Source organism: Pseudotabrizicola formosa, from assembly GCF_002900965.1.
In the GTDB taxonomy this organism is placed as follows: Bacteria; Pseudomonadota; Alphaproteobacteria; order Rhodobacterales; family Rhodobacteraceae; genus Pseudotabrizicola; species Pseudotabrizicola formosa.
Map to the genome: position 1 here is coordinate 624,552 of NZ_PJOM01000001.1, position 15,381 is coordinate 639,932.

The 15,381-nt window shown below is 65.3% G+C and carries 17 protein-coding genes; 12 read left to right on the forward strand and 5 right to left on the reverse strand.

Annotated elements, in window-relative coordinates:
• Positions 1-44: 44 nt before the first annotated feature.
• The 3 genes from CXR43_RS03165 to cobU all read right to left on the reverse strand — a co-directional run bounded on the left by CXR43_RS03165 (position 45) and on the right by cobU (position 2,128).
• Positions 45-914: a glutathione S-transferase gene (locus CXR43_RS03165; RefSeq protein WP_103332558.1), complete on the reverse strand. Its 870-nt coding sequence runs from the start codon at positions 912-914 to the stop codon at positions 45-47.
• A gap of 81 nt (positions 915-995) precedes the next feature.
• Positions 996-1,562: a histidine phosphatase family protein gene (locus tag CXR43_RS03170; protein ID WP_103332559.1), complete on the reverse strand. Its 567-nt coding sequence runs from the start codon at positions 1,560-1,562 to the stop codon at positions 996-998.
• Entirely contained in the window at positions 1,559-2,128 is a 570-nt protein-coding gene (gene cobU / locus CXR43_RS03175; protein WP_103332560.1) for a bifunctional adenosylcobinamide kinase/adenosylcobinamide-phosphate guanylyltransferase, read from the reverse strand. The genes CXR43_RS03170 and cobU overlap by 4 nt, the downstream gene beginning before the upstream one ends.
• A gap of 95 nt (positions 2,129-2,223) precedes the next feature.
• Here cobU and CXR43_RS03180 point away from each other — a divergent pair, with 95 nt between their 5' ends.
• The 8 genes from CXR43_RS03180 to CXR43_RS03215 all read left to right on the forward strand — a co-directional run bounded on the left by CXR43_RS03180 (position 2,224) and on the right by CXR43_RS03215 (position 8,906).
• On the forward strand, positions 2,224-3,102 hold the full coding sequence (locus CXR43_RS03180; protein ID WP_103332561.1) for an RNA polymerase factor sigma-32: 879 nt from the start codon (positions 2,224-2,226) through the stop codon (positions 3,100-3,102).
• Complete coding sequence (locus CXR43_RS03185; protein ID WP_103332562.1) at positions 3,099-3,893, forward strand: ChaN family lipoprotein; 795 nt, start codon at positions 3,099-3,101, stop codon at positions 3,891-3,893. Before CXR43_RS03180 ends, CXR43_RS03185 begins: the two co-directional genes overlap by 4 nt.
• A 61-nt stretch (positions 3,894-3,954) precedes the next feature.
• Complete coding sequence (coaBC, locus tag CXR43_RS03190) at positions 3,955-5,148, forward strand: bifunctional phosphopantothenoylcysteine decarboxylase/phosphopantothenate--cysteine ligase CoaBC (RefSeq protein ID WP_103332800.1); 1,194 nt, start codon at positions 3,955-3,957, stop codon at positions 5,146-5,148.
• Positions 5,145-5,612, forward strand: coding sequence for a dUTP diphosphatase (dut, locus tag CXR43_RS03195; protein WP_103332563.1), 468 nt, complete (start codon positions 5,145-5,147; stop codon positions 5,610-5,612). Before coaBC ends, dut begins: the two co-directional genes overlap by 4 nt.
• Positions 5,609-6,646, forward strand: a complete 1,038-nt coding sequence (locus CXR43_RS03200) for a HesA/MoeB/ThiF family protein (protein ID WP_103332564.1) — start codon at positions 5,609-5,611, stop codon at positions 6,644-6,646. Before dut ends, CXR43_RS03200 begins: the two co-directional genes overlap by 4 nt.
• A 67-nt stretch (positions 6,647-6,713) precedes the next feature.
• A complete protein-coding gene (locus CXR43_RS03205) occupies positions 6,714-7,130 on the forward strand; it encodes a VOC family protein (RefSeq protein ID WP_103332565.1) in 417 nt (138 codons plus the stop codon).
• Positions 7,131-7,292: 162 nt separating this feature from the next.
• Positions 7,293-8,075 (forward strand): transporter substrate-binding domain-containing protein, encoded by a 783-nt coding sequence (locus tag CXR43_RS03210; protein ID WP_103332566.1) that lies wholly within the window; start codon positions 7,293-7,295, stop codon positions 8,073-8,075.
• A 33-nt stretch (positions 8,076-8,108) separates the two neighbouring features.
• Positions 8,109-8,906 carry an amino acid ABC transporter permease gene (locus tag CXR43_RS03215; protein ID WP_103332567.1) on the forward strand — a complete coding sequence of 266 codons (798 nt, stop codon included), beginning with the start codon at positions 8,109-8,111 and terminating at the stop codon, positions 8,904-8,906.
• 66 nt (positions 8,907-8,972) lie between these two features.
• Here the strand turns inward: CXR43_RS03215 and CXR43_RS03220 are convergent, their stop codons facing one another.
• Positions 8,973-9,965 carry a YcjF family protein gene (locus CXR43_RS03220; protein ID WP_103332568.1) on the reverse strand — a complete coding sequence of 331 codons (993 nt, stop codon included), beginning with the start codon at positions 9,963-9,965 and terminating at the stop codon, positions 8,973-8,975.
• Positions 9,962-11,371 carry a YcjX family GTP-binding protein gene (locus tag CXR43_RS03225; RefSeq protein ID WP_103332569.1) on the reverse strand — a complete coding sequence of 470 codons (1,410 nt, stop codon included), beginning with the start codon at positions 11,369-11,371 and terminating at the stop codon, positions 9,962-9,964. The genes CXR43_RS03220 and CXR43_RS03225 overlap by 4 nt, the downstream gene beginning before the upstream one ends.
• 189 nt (positions 11,372-11,560) lie before the next feature.
• Here CXR43_RS03225 and truA point away from each other — a divergent pair, with 189 nt between their 5' ends.
• From truA to CXR43_RS03245, 4 genes are all read left to right on the forward strand, one after another.
• The gene (gene truA, locus CXR43_RS03230) at positions 11,561-12,355 is read left to right on the forward strand and encodes a tRNA pseudouridine(38-40) synthase TruA (RefSeq protein WP_103332570.1); all 795 of its coding nucleotides are present in this window, start codon (positions 11,561-11,563) and stop codon (positions 12,353-12,355) included.
• Positions 12,356-12,390: 35 nt separating this feature from the next.
• On the forward strand, positions 12,391-13,353 hold the full coding sequence (locus tag CXR43_RS03235; RefSeq protein WP_103332571.1) for a 2-hydroxyacid dehydrogenase: 963 nt from the start codon (positions 12,391-12,393) through the stop codon (positions 13,351-13,353).
• A 135-nt stretch (positions 13,354-13,488) separates the two neighbouring features.
• The gene (locus CXR43_RS03240; protein ID WP_103332572.1) at positions 13,489-14,628 is read left to right on the forward strand and encodes a TRAP transporter substrate-binding protein; all 1,140 of its coding nucleotides are present in this window, start codon (positions 13,489-13,491) and stop codon (positions 14,626-14,628) included.
• Positions 14,629-14,749: 121 nt separating this feature from the next.
• Positions 14,750-15,346, forward strand: coding sequence for a TRAP transporter small permease subunit (locus CXR43_RS03245; RefSeq protein WP_103332573.1), 597 nt, complete (start codon positions 14,750-14,752; stop codon positions 15,344-15,346).
• The last annotated feature ends 35 nt before the right edge of the window (positions 15,347-15,381 follow it).

The window sequence follows — 15,381 nt, forward strand, 5'->3', positions numbered from 1 at the left end:
AAGGGTTAATAGGGCAGGGTTAGCGAATGGTTAATGTGCGGGTGTTACAGCAGGGCCATGAACCTGGGCCAGGCTTCCGGATCGGCCACGGTCTTGTCGCGGCAAAAGGCGTTGCAAAAGCCGAAGCGGCGCTGGTTCAGGTCCAGCACATGGGTGACGGGTTTGCCGGAATAGGGGCAGGCGGTGTTTTCCGAGTCTGTACCATCCACCGGTCGCGCAGGCAGGGGTTTCGGGCCGGGCCAGGCCCGTGTCGGGTGGTCGCGGCGGTAAAAGTCTTGATCCGCGCCATCCACCAGACTCATGGCGCGCCATTGCCGGAACGACGGATGCGCCAGATGCGCCTGCACATAACCCATCGCGCGGGGGCTGACCGGCAGGTTGTAGGTGGCAATACGGCTGGCGACAGGGGCGAAGAAGACATCGGCGGCGGAATATGCGCCGCAGAGCCAAGGGGAGGAGCCGGTCTGATCCCACGCCCAGTCCCACAGCGTTTCCAGCCGGGCCAGATCGTCCAGCACGCCCTGCGGCGGGGCGCAGTCTGTGTAACTGACGCGCAGGTTCATCGGGCAATGGCTGCGCAGCGCGGTGAAGCCTGCGTGCATCTCAGCCGCCAGGACCCGGGCGATGGCGCGGGATTTCGGATCTGCCGGCCAGATGCCCGCCTGCGGGTGGCGCGAGGCAAGCTCTTCGGCAATCGCCAGACTTTCGGGGATCACCACGCCATCTGGGGTGCGGATGGTGGGGGCGGTGCGGGCGGGATGAAACGCCCGGAGCACCCTGGGCAGCTCATCGGTGTAGAGCCGGGCCTTGTGCAGCGTGTACGGGATGCCGAAGGCGTCGAACAGCAGCCAGCCGCGCAGGCTCCAGCTGGAATAGGCGCGATCGCCGATCACGAGATCATAGGGAAGGGTCATCTGGCGCGCTCCGTGATGTTGGCTGCGCCAGCTAACGGCAGGGTGGGTGACAAGGAAAGCGATGATTTATGGGGAAAGTCATCACGGAACGTGATTGATGCGCATGGCCTGCCAGCCAGCCTGCGTTCTTTGCAGTTCGGTGACTGACAGGTTGTCGATCTTGTGCTGAAATACGTCTTTTGCGGTCAGGCCAAGCCGGCATTGCAGCGCGGCGAGGATGGCCCCGAAATGGCAGACGACGATGGTGTGATCGGGCAGGCGATCAAGCGCGGCGGCAATGCGCGCGGTGATGTCATCCCACCCTTCGCCCCCGGGCGCGCGCAGGGTGCCGGGGGTTTCCCAGAAGGCGCGGATATGGGCCGGATCTGCTGCCTCGGCCTGCGCGAAGGTCTGCATTTCCCAGTCCCCGAAGTGCAATTCGCGCAAGGCCGGGTCATGGGGCAGGCGGTTGCGCGTCGGCAGGGCCAGCGCATCCGCAGTGGTGATGGCGCGCGACAGATCGGAAGAGATCAGGGCGGCATCATGGGGCAGGTGCGCCGAAAGCCTTGCGATGGCGGCATGGTCGGACAGATCGGCGGGAAGGTCGGTCCAGCCGATCATGGCCTTGGCATGGGTCGGGCCGTGCCGCACCAGGTGCAGCCGGGTCACAGGATGGCCTCTGGCAGGCTGCCCTTCAGGGCAAAGGGCAGCCCGGCCATGACGCCGATCACAAGGGGGGCGCGGGCAGCGATCTGCTGGTTCAGCCGGCCCTGTGCGTCGCGGAACTGACGGGCCAGCGCATTGTCGGGAACAATACCCCACCCCACCTCGTTTGAGACGATAACAAGCGGGGCCGGACTGCTTGCCAGCGTCGCGATCAGATCCTGAGTGGCGTCGTCGAGGTTCAAACCGGCCAGCAGCGTGTTTGACAGCCAGAGCGTGGCGCAATCGAGCAGAACAGCTCCGGCGGGGTCGCAGGCGGCAAGGGCCTGCCCCACATCAAGCGGGGCCTCTAGCGTGGTCCAGTCTGGGCCACGGTCGTCGCGGTGGCGGGTGATGCGGTCCTGCATCTCGGCATCGAAGGGTTGCGCGGTGGCGATGTAGGTGCGGGGCCGGCCGCTGGCGGTGACCAGCCGTTCGGCCAGACGAGACTTGCCGGACCGCGCGCCCCCGATCACCAGCGTTAGCGCGGGCAGCGAAAAAGTCGAGGGGCGGACTGATCCGGCTGCGGACATGTTGCGTATAACCTTTCAAAAGCGGCGACCGGCTCGCACGATTGTTGCGACAGACCGTATCGACGCCAGCGTATCGGGAACCGGGAGTTACGAAAATGGCACTGGACGGATATAACGACCAAACCATGTCCCGCCAAGCAATGCGGGCGGAATTGCTGGATGCCGAGACAGAGCTGAAACTGGCTTATGCCTGGCGCGATCAGCGGGACGAGCGGGCGCTGCACCGGCTGATCACGGCCTATATGCGGCTGGCCATTTCAATGGCGGCCAAGTTCCGGCGCTATGGCGCGCCGATGCCCGACCTCATTCAAGAGGCGTCGCTGGGTTTGATGAAGGCCGCGGACAAGTTTGATCCTGATCGTGGTGTGCGGTTTTCGACCTATGCGGTCTGGTGGATCAAGGCCAGCATTCAGGACTATGTGATGCGCAACTGGTCGATGGTGCGGACCGGGTCGACCAGCAGCCAGAAGGCGCTGTTTTTCAACCTGCGCCGGGTTCAGGCCAAGCTGGAGCGCGAAGCGGCGCAACGGGGCGAGACGCTGGACCAGTTTCAGTTGCGCCAGATGGTGGCCACCGAGGTCGGCGTGCCGCTGGCCGATGTCGAGATGATGGAAGGGCGGCTGTCGGGATCTGACTTCTCGCTCAATGCGACGCAATCAAGTGACGAAGACGGGCGGGAATGGATCGACGCGCTGGAAGACGATTCGGCGGGGGCGGCAGAGCAGGTGGAACTGTCGCATGATTCGGAACGTCTGCGGGAATGGTTGGTCACCGCGATGCAGGCGCTGAAACCGCGTGAGCGGTTCATCGTGGCCGAGCGCAAGCTGCGCGACGAGCCACGCACGCTGGAGTCCTTGGGCGAAGAGCTGGGGTTGAGCAAAGAGCGGGTGCGCCAGCTTGAGGCGGCGGCCTTTGCCAAGATGCGGCGGACCCTTGAAAGCCAGTCGCGGGAAGTGCATCACTTCCTTCTATGAAAACCCTGATCCTGACGCTGGGCCTTGCCCTGGCTGCCCAGCCTGTCTGGGCCGCAGAGATTACGGCGGATGTGCTCGATGACATACCCCGCGCCGATGTGCTGGTGCTGGGCGAAGTGCATGACAATGCCGAGCACCACATCAATCAGGCGCGGGCCGTGTTTTCCCTGACCCCGCGCGCGGTGGTGTGGGAGCAGCTTTCGGCCGAGGCGGCAATGCGGGTGCCGGATGATCTGGGTGACGCCGCGGCCGTGGCACGCGCGCTGGGGTGGGCCGAAAGTGGTTGGCCCGATTTTGCGCTGTATTATCCGATCTTTGTCGCTGCGCGCGATGCCCGGCATTACGGGGCCGAAGTGCCGCGCGATCTGGCGCGCCGGTCGGTAAGCGAAGGCGCGCTGGCGGTGATGCCGGAGGGTCCGGGTCTGGCACGTGCCTTGCCCGATGCCGAACAGGCCGCGCGTGAGGCCGAACAGATGGCGGCGCATTGCAACGCGATGCCAGAGTCGGTGCTGCCGGGCATGGTACAGGCGCAGCGGCTTCGTGATGCCTATCTGGCGCAGGAGGTCTTGCGCGCGCTTGAGGAGGTTGGCCCGCCGGTGGCGGTGATCACCGGGTCGGGCCATGCCCGCACGGATTGGGGCCTGCCTGCGGTGCTGGCGGACGCGGCCCCCGGGGTGTCGGTGCTGTCGGTGGGGCAGATGGAAGGTGCCGCGCCAGAGAATGCGCCCTATGATCTGTGGCTGGTCACGGAAGCGCTGGAGCGGGAAGATCCCTGTTCGGCGTTTCGCTGACGGGGTGTTGCCTTTGGCGGGCGTTGCGCCCTAACCTTCGCGCGACAACAAGGGGCGCATGATGCTGGCCGGGAAACGGGTGTTACTGATCATCGGCGGCGGGATCGCGGCCTATAAGTCCTTAGAACTGATCCGGCTTTTGCAAAAGGCTGGCTGTTCTGTGGTGCCGGTGCTGACCCGGGCGGGGGCGGAATTCGTGACCCCGCTGAGCGTCTCGGCGCTCAGCGGGCACAAGGTGTTTCAGGACTTGTTCGACCTGACTGATGAGGCCGAGATGGGGCATATCCAGCTGTCGCGCGCGGCGGATCTGCTGGTGGTGGCACCGGGCACGGCGGATCTGATGGCCAAGATGGCCACGGGGCGGTCGGATGATCTGGCCTCGACCTTGTTGCTGGCGACGGACAAGCGCGTGCTGGTGGCCCCGGCGATGAATGTGCGGATGTGGCAGCACCCGGCGACGCAGCGCAATCTGGCGACGCTGCGGGACGACGGGGTGCTGATGGTCGGCCCGAATGAGGGGGAGATGGCCTGTGGGGAACATGGGCCGGGGCGGATGGCGGAACCGGCCGAGATTGTGGCGGCCGTCGGGGCCGCGCTGGGCGCTGGCCCTCTGGCGGGCCGCCATGTGTTGGTGACATCCGGGCCGACGCATGAACCGATTGATCCGGTGCGTTATATCGCCAACCGCAGCTCGGGTGCCCAAGGCTCGGCGATTGCGGTGGCCTTGCGTGATCTGGGCGCAAGGGTGACCTTTGTCACCGGGCCTGCGACCGTTCCTGCACCGGGGGGTGTGGATGTGGTGCGGGTTGAGACGGCGGCGCAGATGCTGGCCGGGGTGCAGGCAGCTTTGCCCGCCGATGCGGCGGTGATGGCCGCGGCAGTGGCCGACTGGCGCGTCGCCAATGCCGGCGCGCAGAAGATGAAGAAGGATGGGGCGGGGCAGGCCCCGCGGCTGGATTTTGCCGAGAATGCCGACATTCTGGCCACGGTGTCCCGGGGGGCCATGCGGCCGCGTCTGGTGATCGGCTTTGCCGCCGAGACCGAGCGGGTGGTGGAACACGCCACCGCAAAACGCCTGCGCAAGGGCTGTGACTGGATTGTGGCCAATGATGTGTCTCCGGCCACTGGCATCATGGGCGGGGTGGAAAACGCAGTGACGGTGATTTCTGACGCCGGTGCCGATGTTTGGCCGCGCATGACCAAAGACGCGGTGGCGCGGCGGCTGGCAGAAAAGATCGCGGAGGCGTTGCAATGACCCCGGTGGTGAAGATCGTGTTTGAGGACTGGGCAGACCGCGCGTTGCCGCTGCCTGCCTATGAAACGCCCGGCGCGGCGGGGGCCGACATTCGCGCCAATCTGCCCCCTCAGATGCGGGAAACCGGTGTGACGCTTGCCCCGATGCAGCGGGTGATCTGTCCGACCGGGCTGCGGGTGGAAATTCCCCAGGGATATGAAATGCAGATCCGGCCCCGTTCGGGATTGTCGACCAAGTCGGGCATCACCCTGCCCAACACGCCCGGCACCATCGACAGCGATTATCGCGGCCCCTTGGGCGTGGCCTTGATCAACCTGTCGGATCAGCCCTACACCGTCCAGCATGGTGACCGCGTCGCGCAGATGATCATCGCACCCGTGCTGCAGGCCGTGTTTGCGGTGGTCGACGCGCTGGGCGATACGGCGCGCGGGTCGGGCGGCTTTGGCTCCACCGGGCGCTCATGATCGGCATTCTGGGTTTTGTCGCGGTGTTTGGCGCGGGGCGCTGGCTGGGTTGGCCTGCGCGCTGGCTCTGGCTGCTGGCCTGGGGCTGGCTCTTGGTGCTGTTGCTGGCCCATGCGCCCTATATGCCGCCGCAGCTGGGGGAATTTGTCGGTGGCGAATTCCGCGGCTGGTTCGTGCTGGGCGTGCTGGCGGCGCTGGTCTTGGCCTATCGCAGCCTGCTGGGGCGGGTGCGTGGCCGGGTCGCTGACCCTGACACGTTGCCCCGGGGCCAAAGGACGGGGGCGTTTGCGCCGGTCGAGCTGGAGCGCTATGCCCGCCACATCATGCTGCGCGAAATCGGTGGGCCGGGGCAGAAAAACCTGAAGGCCGCCCGTGTGCTGGTGGTCGGGGCGGGGGGCCTTGGCAGCTCTGCGCTGATGTATCTGGCGGGCAGCGGTGTGGGGGTGATCGGGGTGATTGATGGCGACGCCGTCGAGGGGTCGAACCTGCAACGCCAGATCATTCATGCCGATGCGCGGATCGGGATGCCAAAGGTGTTTTCGGCGGAAATCGCGATGAAGGCGTTGAATCCGTTCATCGAGGTGCGGCCCTATCATCGGCGGCTGGAGGCGGCTTTGGCGGCAGAACTGGTGGCGGAGTATGATCTGGTGCTGGATGGCACCGACAATTTCGACACCCGTTATCTGGTGAACCGCGTCTGTGCGGCGGCGGGCAAGCCGCTGATTTCGGCGGCGATCACCCAATGGGAGGGGCAGATCAGCCTGTATGACCCAGCGGAGGGTGGCCCGTGTTTTGAATGCGTTTTCCCGCAGCGCCCGGCGCCGGGCCTGGTGCCCAGCTGTGCCGAGGCCGGGGTGGCCTCACCCTTGCCCGGCGTGATCGGGGCGATGATGGCGCTCGAAGCGGTGAAACACCTGACCGGTGCGGGAAGCGGGTTGCGCGGGCGGCTGCTGATCCACGATGCCCTTTATGCCGAAACGCGGGTGATCGGCGTCAAGCGTCGCGCGGGATGTGCGGCATGTGGCGGGGCCTAGGGATGGGTGCGAGAGTGGCGCAATGTGCTGCGGTGATGGGTCCCCTTTTTGAGACGGATGCCACAGAATGATCGCTTATGTCACGCTTGGTGCTGATGATGTTGCGCGCGCGGAACGCTTTTATTCGGCCTTCCTGCCCGCGCTTGGATACCGGCTGGAAGAGGACCATGGCGACCTGCTCTACAGTCTGGCATCTCCGGGGGGGCCGCCTGTTGCCTCGCCTGACCTCTACGTGAAGGCCCCTTTCAATGGCCTGCCGGCGTCTGCCGGAAACGGCACAATGGTGGCTTTTCAGGCCGCCTGTCCGCAGCAGGTGCGCGCGCTGCACGCGGCTGCCCTTGCCGCGGGCGGTGTAGATGAAGGTCAGCCCGGGTACCGCGCATCTTATGGGCCGCAATTCTATGTGGCCTATCTTCGTGATCCGCAGGGCAACAAGATTGCGCTGTTTTCGACCATGCCAGAGGATGCCGGGCGGGACATATAGCCCAGCTTTGCCCGATTGCAGGGCAAAGCCGGCAGGCGGGCGGTCTGTGCCCCGGCTCTGTGCCGGCCAGATCCCTGCTGCCCTTGCCCCCGCCTGCACTGCAGCCCATAATTCGCCTTACAAAGCGCCCCGCAGCGGGGCATTCCAACGGGAGCCTGACCCATGAAGCTGACCCTTGCCGCGCTTGCCCTCGCGCTGTCTGCCACCGCCGCCCTGTCGCAGGATCTTCCTGATCTGGGGGGCCGAGATGTGGTGGTGGTGACCGAAAACGCCTATCCGCCCTTGCAGTTTCTGGATGCCTCGGGCGCGGCCATCGGCTGGGAATATGACGCGATGGCGGCACTGGCCGAGCGGTTGAACTTCACCGTGACATACGAGACGATAAGCTGGGATGCGATGATCCCGGCCGTGTCGGAAGGCCAGTTCGATCTTGGCATGACCGGAATCACCATCCGTGATGACCGCAAGGCGATGGTTGATTTCTCGGACAGCTACATGACCAGCCAGATGGTGATGCTGGTGCGCGGTGACGAGACCCGGTTCACGGATGCGGCAGGCTTTGCTGCGGATGCTGATCTGCTGATGGCGGCGCAACCGGGCACGACGCCGTTCTACGTTGGCGTTTACGAAGTGCTGGATGGCGATGAGGCAAACCCGCGCGTGAAGCTGTTCGAGACTTTCGGCGCCACGGTCGAGGCGCTGCGGGCCGGTGATGTGGATCTGGTGCTGACCGACGGTACCGCAGGGGCGGGTTATGTCGAGGCGTCAGACGGCGGGTTGAAGATTGTGGGTGACAAGTTGGGGACCGAAGAGTTCGGGTTCATCTTCCCCAAGGGATCGGATCTGGTGGGGCCGATCAACGCGGGTCTGGCGGCACTGCGGTCCGATGGCACGCTGGAGGCGCTCAATACCAAGTGGTTTCTGGAGTACAAGATGGGTGAATAAGGCCCGCGGGTCCGACGCCCTGGCCTGCCCGAGATGACGCCGCAAACACAGCCCGACAAGGATTTTCCCTGGTGGCTGGTGATCCTTGGGATCACCGGCGCGGTGCTGTTCTGGCAGGTGCTGGCCAATCCGACCTATGGCGCGGTTTTGAACACGCTGGCGCGCGGACTTTGGGTGACGGTGAGTGTGGCCGTGCTGGCCTATCTGGGGGCCTGCGCCATCGGACTTGGGCTGGCGGTTATGGCGGTGTCGCGCAAGATTGTGCTGCGGCAGATGGCGCGGCTGTACATCGAGGTGATGCGCGGTGTGCCGATCCTTGTGCTGCTGCTCTATGTCGCTTTCGTGCTGGCCCCGATGCTGGTGGTGGCGGTTAATGCGGTGATCGAACCGCTGGGCCTTGCGCCGTGGCGCACGCGGGATTTCCCGCTGATCGCGCGGGCGGTGATTGCGCTGATGCTGGCCTATTCGGCCTTTCTGGCCGAGATTTTCAGGGCCGGGCTGCAGGCGGTGCCTGTCGGGCAGATCGAGGCGGCGCAGGCCTTGGGTCTGTCGGGCTGGCAGCGGTTCCGCCATATCGTGTTCCCACAGGCGTTCCGCATGATCCTTCCCCCCTTGGGCAATGATTTCGTGGCCATGGTCAAGGACAGCTCGCTGGTATCCGTGCTGGGCGTGACCGATGTGGCGCAATTGGCCAAGGTCACCGCTGCGGGGAATTTCCGGTATTTCGAGACCTATAACGTCGCGGCGTTGATCTATCTGACCATGACCATCGGGCTGAGCCTGATCCTGCGCCGCATCGAGGCGCGGTTGCGGTCGGGGACAGAAGGCTAGAGCGTGGGTCGGGCGGGCTTGCGTCGCTGGAAAAGAGACAGCTCCTGAACACAGGTCCGCGCGGTATCACGCGTTGCGCGGCACCAGCCCGGCCAGCGCCCGGCTGACAGTGCCCGATGTCGAGGGGCGTTCCACCGCGACAAAGGGCATCGGGCGGCACAGGTCGATGGCCGCAAGGCCCACGCGGGCGGTCAACGCACCGTTGACCACGCCTTCGCCAAAACGGCGCGAGAGTTTGGACAGCACCCCGCCCCCCGCGACCGAGCCGATCAGATCATCGGTCAAGGCCAGCGCGCCAGCCGCCAGCAGCGAGGCAAATACCCGGCGCAACAGGCTCCATGACCCCAGCGCGCCCGAGCGGCCGCCGTAGATTTCGGCAATGCGACGGATCATGCGCAGATTGGCAATCAAGGCCGTGGCCACATCGGCCAGGGCCAGAGGCACCAGGGCCGTCACCATTGCCACCTGCCGCGCCGCTGCCTCGACCTCTGCGCGGGCGCGGGCATCAAGCGGCGGCATAAGCTCGGCCTCGGCCAGTGACAGCAACGCATCGGCATCCAGCACCTCGGCCTCGCGTTCGGCCAGCCGGGCGCGGCCCCAGGCGGTATCGGCGCGGGCGGCATAAAGGCTTACGAGCGCGGCCACGCTGCGGCGGGCGGATTTCAGATCAGCGGTCTGGCGCGCGGTGGCCGCATCGCGGCGCAGGTGATCCAGCCGCATCAGCCGCATGTAGGCGGACCATTCGCGCCCCGCAAGCAGGACCGCGGCCAGAACGGCGCCGATCAACAGCAGCCCGGCAATCCACCCCAGCAAGGGGTTGCGGGCAAACAGGTTGGCCACAAAGTCATAGGCTGCGACCGACAGCGCAAAGGTGAAGAAGGCGGTGAAGGTCCAGAGCGCGAAGCGCGCGAGCCTTGAGCGCGGCGCGCGGAGGCGGGCGGCCAGCTGCATTGCCTGCCCCGTCGGCAGGTCATCGGGCACCGGGGCGGCGGCGGAGGGGTCAAGCGCCTCTTCCAGTTCCAGGATAAGCGGTTTGCGGGGCGGCGGCAGGTCGGTCAAAGCCGGTCTCCGATCAGGAATTGGGCGGCACGGTCCAGCCTGATGTGCGGCGGTCCCATGCCGGGGGCCAGCGTCATGCGCGCGGGCGCAAAGCCCATCAGCGAGAAATCGGCGTCCAGCCAGCGCTCCGCGCCTTCCCGGGCGGGGGCGAGGATGCGGCCCGGGTCGGTGGGCAGGTCGCCGGCATACATCGCGGCCTGTTTGCCGGTGGACAAGAGCCGGCCGCGGACAAGGTCAAGCGCGGCCCCGTCGCGCTGCACGCTGTCCTCAACAGTGGCGCGCAAGGAGGCCAGGGACAGGGCCATGGTGCGCGCCCCGGAAAAATCGGCGCGGCGGCGGGCGTCCGCCAGCAGGGCTTCGGTGATCGCGGTCAGGGCAGGGTGCTGATGGTGGTGCAGATGGTCGGCCTTGGTGGCGGCGAACAGGATCTTCTCCACCCGCTTGCCGCCCAAAATGCGTGTGAGCCAGCCATTGGCGCCGGGACGGAAGGCGGTCAGGACGTCGGCCATGGTGCGGCGCAGATCCTCGACCGCGCGGGGGCCTGCATGGATGGCCCCCAGCACATCCATCAACACCACCTGGCGGTCGATACGCGAGAAGTGGTCGCGGAAGAACGGCTTGACCACCTTCGCCTTATACGCCTCATACCGGCGCTCCATCTCGCGCCACAGGCTGCCGCGCGGGGTGCTGGCAGGTTGCGGCAGCGGCGCAAAGGTCAGCACAGGCGAGCCGGCAAGCTCTCCTGGCAGCAGAAAGCGGCCCGGCGTCAGATCAGACCAGCCTTGGGTGCGTGCCGCGTGCAGATAGGCGGTGAAGGTGGCGGCGAGGGATTGCGCATGCGATTCTTCCAGCGGCAGCGCCCCGTCTTCGGCGCGGGCCTGCGCCATGAAGGCCGCCGCCTCGGGCCGTTTGGCGATGCGCTCCAGGGTTTCCTCGGCCCAGCGGTCATAGGTCTTGTCCAGCAAGGACAGATCCAGCAGCCATTCGCCGGGATAATCCACAATATCAAGGTGCAGGCGGGTGTTGCCGGTCAGGCCCAGAAAGCCCGAGGGCCGCAGCCGGAACGACAGCCGCAGTTCCGACACCGCCCGGGTGGATTGCGGCCAGCGCGGGTCAGAGCCCATCAGGGCGGTCAGGTGGGTTTCATAATCAAAGCGCGGCAGGGTCAGGTCTGGTTGCGGTTGCAAGAGCACCGTTTCGATCCGGCCCTGACCTTGCGCCACCAGTTGCGGCATCCGCCCCCGGTCCAGCAGATTGGCCACCAGCGCCGTGATGAACACGGTCTTGCCCGCGCCCGACAGACCAGTGACGCCCAGCCGCAGGGTGGGCTCGAAGATGTCAGTGACAGAGCGCGCGATGCCGTCAAGGCTGCGGGTGATGCCGTCGGTCAGGGTGGAGAGAACCAATTGCGTTTATCCTTGTGCTGGCCCCAACATAGGCATGCCCAACCCTGCTGGGTAGGGGGAAAGCCTGTCACGGAGGCGGGCGCGCCATGGGGGTGTCCCTTTTGAAAACACGCCCCCGCGCGGAACGCTCCTGCCCCCGGCCGCGGGCACAGGGCTTGCAGGACAGGCGAAATCCGTTATGCAGCGCGAATGCCCCGTTTTGCGCTGAAAATCGACTATGACGGCGGCCCGTTTCAGGGCTGGCAACGGCAGGCTGCGCATCAGCCCTCGGTACAGGCCACGGTCGAAGCGGCGCTGGGGCGGCTGCAACCGGGGCCGCACACGATTGCGGCTGCCGGGCGCACCGATGCCGGGGTGCATGGCACCGGGCAGGTGGCGACGGTGGATCTTGTGCGCGACTGGGACCCTTACCGGCTGTCCGAGGCGCTGAACTGGCATCTGAAGCCTGCCCCGGTGGCGGTGATTGCAGCGGCAAAGGTGGCGGATGATTTCCACGCGCGGTTTTCGGCGACCGAGCGGCGCTATCTGTTCCGGCTGGTGGCGCGCCGCGCGCCGGTCACGCATGACCGGGGGCGGGTGTGGCAGGTGCTGAACCCGCTGGATGCAGATGCGATGCGGGCGGGGGCGGCGCATCTGATCGGTCATCATGATTTCACCACCTTCCGCTCTTCCCTGTGTCAGGCGAACTCGCCGATGAAGACGCTGGATGAGGTGTCCATCACCGAACACGCTTATGCCGGGGGCATCGAATACCGTTTTGTGCTGCGGGCGCGGAGTTTCCTGCACAATCAGGTGCGGTCCATTGTCGGCACGCTGGAACGCGTAGGGGCGGGGGGCTGGAAGCCCGAGGCCGTCAAATCCGCGCTTGCGGCGCGGGACCGGGCCGCCTGTGGCCCGGTCTGCCCGCCGCAGGGGCTGTATCTGGCCGGGGTAGGCTATCCGGTTGATCCCTTTGAGACTGAGCGGCTTGCACCTGAGCGCTGACGGGTTAGGGTCGCCCGCAACGCTGGGAGGCACCGATGACAAAACCTAAACTCTTTATCGCGCGCAAGCTGCGCGACGTGGTCGAAGCGCGGGCGGCACGCGATTACGAGGTGATCCTGAACCCCGAGGACCGCCTGTTTTCGCGCGAGGCGTTGATTGCCACCTGTCGCGCCGTGGATGCGGTGTTGCCCTGCCATTCGGAACGGTTCGACGCTGGGGTGATTGCCGAACTGGGGCCAAGGTTGAAGATCATCGCCAATCATTCGGTCGGCACTGATCATGTCGATCTGGCGGCGGCAAAGGCGGCGGGGATTGTGGTGACGAACACGCCGGACGTGCTGTCGGATGCCACAGCCGAGATTGCCATGCTGTGCATGCTGGGCGCGGCCCGGCGCGGGGCGGAAGGCGACGCGATGATCCGGGCCGGCAAATGGGATTTCTGGTCGCCCGCCTTTATGGTGGGGCGTCAGGTGACGGGCAAGCGCTTTGGTGTGCTGGGCATGGGCCGGGTGGGGCAGGTCACGGCCGACCGGGCGCGTGGTTTTGGCATGGAGGTGCATTACCACAACCGCCGTCGTCTGCCCGATCATCTGGAAAAGGGCGCGGTGTTCCATGACACGCTGGAAGGGCTGCTGGCGGTGTCGGATGTCTTGTCGCTGCATTGCCCGTCGACGCCACAGAACGCGGGCATCATCAATGCCGTGACGCTGGCGCAATTGCCGCAGCGGGCGATTCTGGTGAACACGGCGCGGGGCGGGCTGGTGGACGAGGCTGCCCTGGTTGCGGCGCTGACCTCGGGCCAGTTGTTTGCGGCGGGCCTGGATGTGTTTCAGACCGAACCCGGCGGCAACCCGGCGCTGGCGGCTTTGCCGAACGTGTTCCTGCTGCCGCACATCGGCTCGGCGACCGAGGAAACCCGCGACGCGATGGGTTTTCGGGCACTGGACAACCTGGACGCGTTTTTTGCAGGTGCAGAGCCCGGCGATAGGGTGGCGTGACGGGCAATGCAGGACGAATACGGGGTATAGTGGTAAATTAAACTGACCAGTGCTTGCATTTCTTCGGCCCTGCTTTAAACTTCGTTACGATAACAGGCCGTGTGGAGCGGCCATAATCGTCTGGGAGGACACCATATGACTGATACCCGCGCTACCGGGCTTTCCCGTCGTTCATTCCTGCGCAAGGGGGCCGTGGGCGGCTCTGCCGCTGCTGCAGCCTCGGTGCTGGCAGCCCCGGCCGTTCTGGCGCAGGCCCCGCTGGTGATGAAGATGCAGACCTCGTGGCCGGCGTCGGACATCTGGATGGATTTCGCGCGCCAGTATGTAACGCGGGTTGAAGAAATGTCGGGCGGGCGTCTGAAGATCGACCTGCTGCCTGCCGGTGCGGTTGTCGGCGCGTTTCAGGTTATGGACGCCGTCCATGATGGTGTGATCGACGCCACCCATACCGTGCCGGTCTATTGGTATGGCAAGCACAAGGCCGCCTCGTTCTTTGGTACGGGGCCGGTGTTCGGTGGCTCGGCTTCGACCATGCTGGGCTGGTTCTATGAGGGCGGTGGTGCCGAATTCTACCGCGAACTGACGCAGGATGTGCTGGGGCTGAACGTGATCGGTTTCATGGGCATGCCGATGCCCGCGCAGCCCTTTGGCTGGTTCAAGACCGAAGTGAACACGGTCGCCGATATTCAGGGCTTCAAGTACCGCACCGTGGGTCTGGCGGCAGACCTGTTGCAGGCGATGGGGATGTCGGTGGCGCAGCTTCCGGGCGGCGAGATCGTGCCGGCGATGGAGCGTGGCGTGATCGACGCCTTCGAGTTCAACAACCCATCATCTGACCGCCGCTTTGGTGCGCAGGACGTGGCCAAGAACTACTATCTGTCATCCTACCACCAGGCGTCGGAAGCGTTTGAATTCACCTTCAACCGCGACTTCTTTGAAGATCTGGAGCCCGATCTGCAGGCGATCCTGAAATATGGCGTTGAAGCCTCGGCCACTGCAAACCTTGCTCTGGCGCAGCGCGAATATTCGAAGGATCTGGCAGAACTGCAAAGCGAAGCCGGTGTCATCGTGCACCGTACCTCGCCCGAGATCCTTGCGGCGCAGCTGGAAGCCTGGGACCAGTTGATCGTCGATCTGGAAACCGACCCGTTCAACAAAAAGGTCATGGACAGCCAGCGCGCCTGGGTGGAGCAGGTCTCCTATTACGAGCTGATGGGCGCGCCCGATCTGGGTCTGGCTTACGAGCATTACTTCCCGGGCAAGCTGAAGCTGTAATCCTGCTGCGGGGGCGCGCGGTGTCGCGCCCCCGGTTCTTCTGCGTCTTCGGGCGCCTTCTGCCGTGTTCCTTGCCGCGGGCCGTGTTGTCCGCATGACCGCATGAACGGAGTTCCCCCTTATGCTCGGGTATATTCGCTTTGCCGACCAGCTGTCTGCGTGGTTTGGCAAGATCTTTGGCTGGCTGATCATCCTGATGACCTTCGGCATGGCCTATGAGGTGATGGTGCGCTATCTGTTCAACCGCCCGACGCCCTGGGCGCTGGACCTGAGCTTCATCATGTATGGCACGCTGTTCATGATGGGCGGGGCCTATACCCTGTCCCGCAACGGGCATGTGCGGGGTGACTTCATCTACCGCACCTGGCGGCCACAGACTCAGGCGCTGGTTGATCTGGTTCTGTATTTCCTGTTCTTCTTTCCCGGCATTCTTGCCCTTGTGTTCACCGGCTGGAAATATTCGGCCCGGTCTTGGGGCTATGCCGAAGTGTCGGTCAACAGCCCGGCCGGGATCCCGATCTATCAGTTCAAATCCGTGATCGTTGCAGCCGGTCTTCTGCTGCTGATCCAGGGCATCGCTCAGGTGTTCCGATGCATCATCTGCATGCGCACCGGCGCATGGGTGCAGGCCGATGAGGATGTCGAGGAAACCGAACAACTGCTGATCAAGCAAGCTGCCGAGGCTGCGGCCGCGGCAGAAGCCAAAGCCCAACGGTAATCGGCCCAAACGCCGCCCCAATTCCGGAGTTCGCA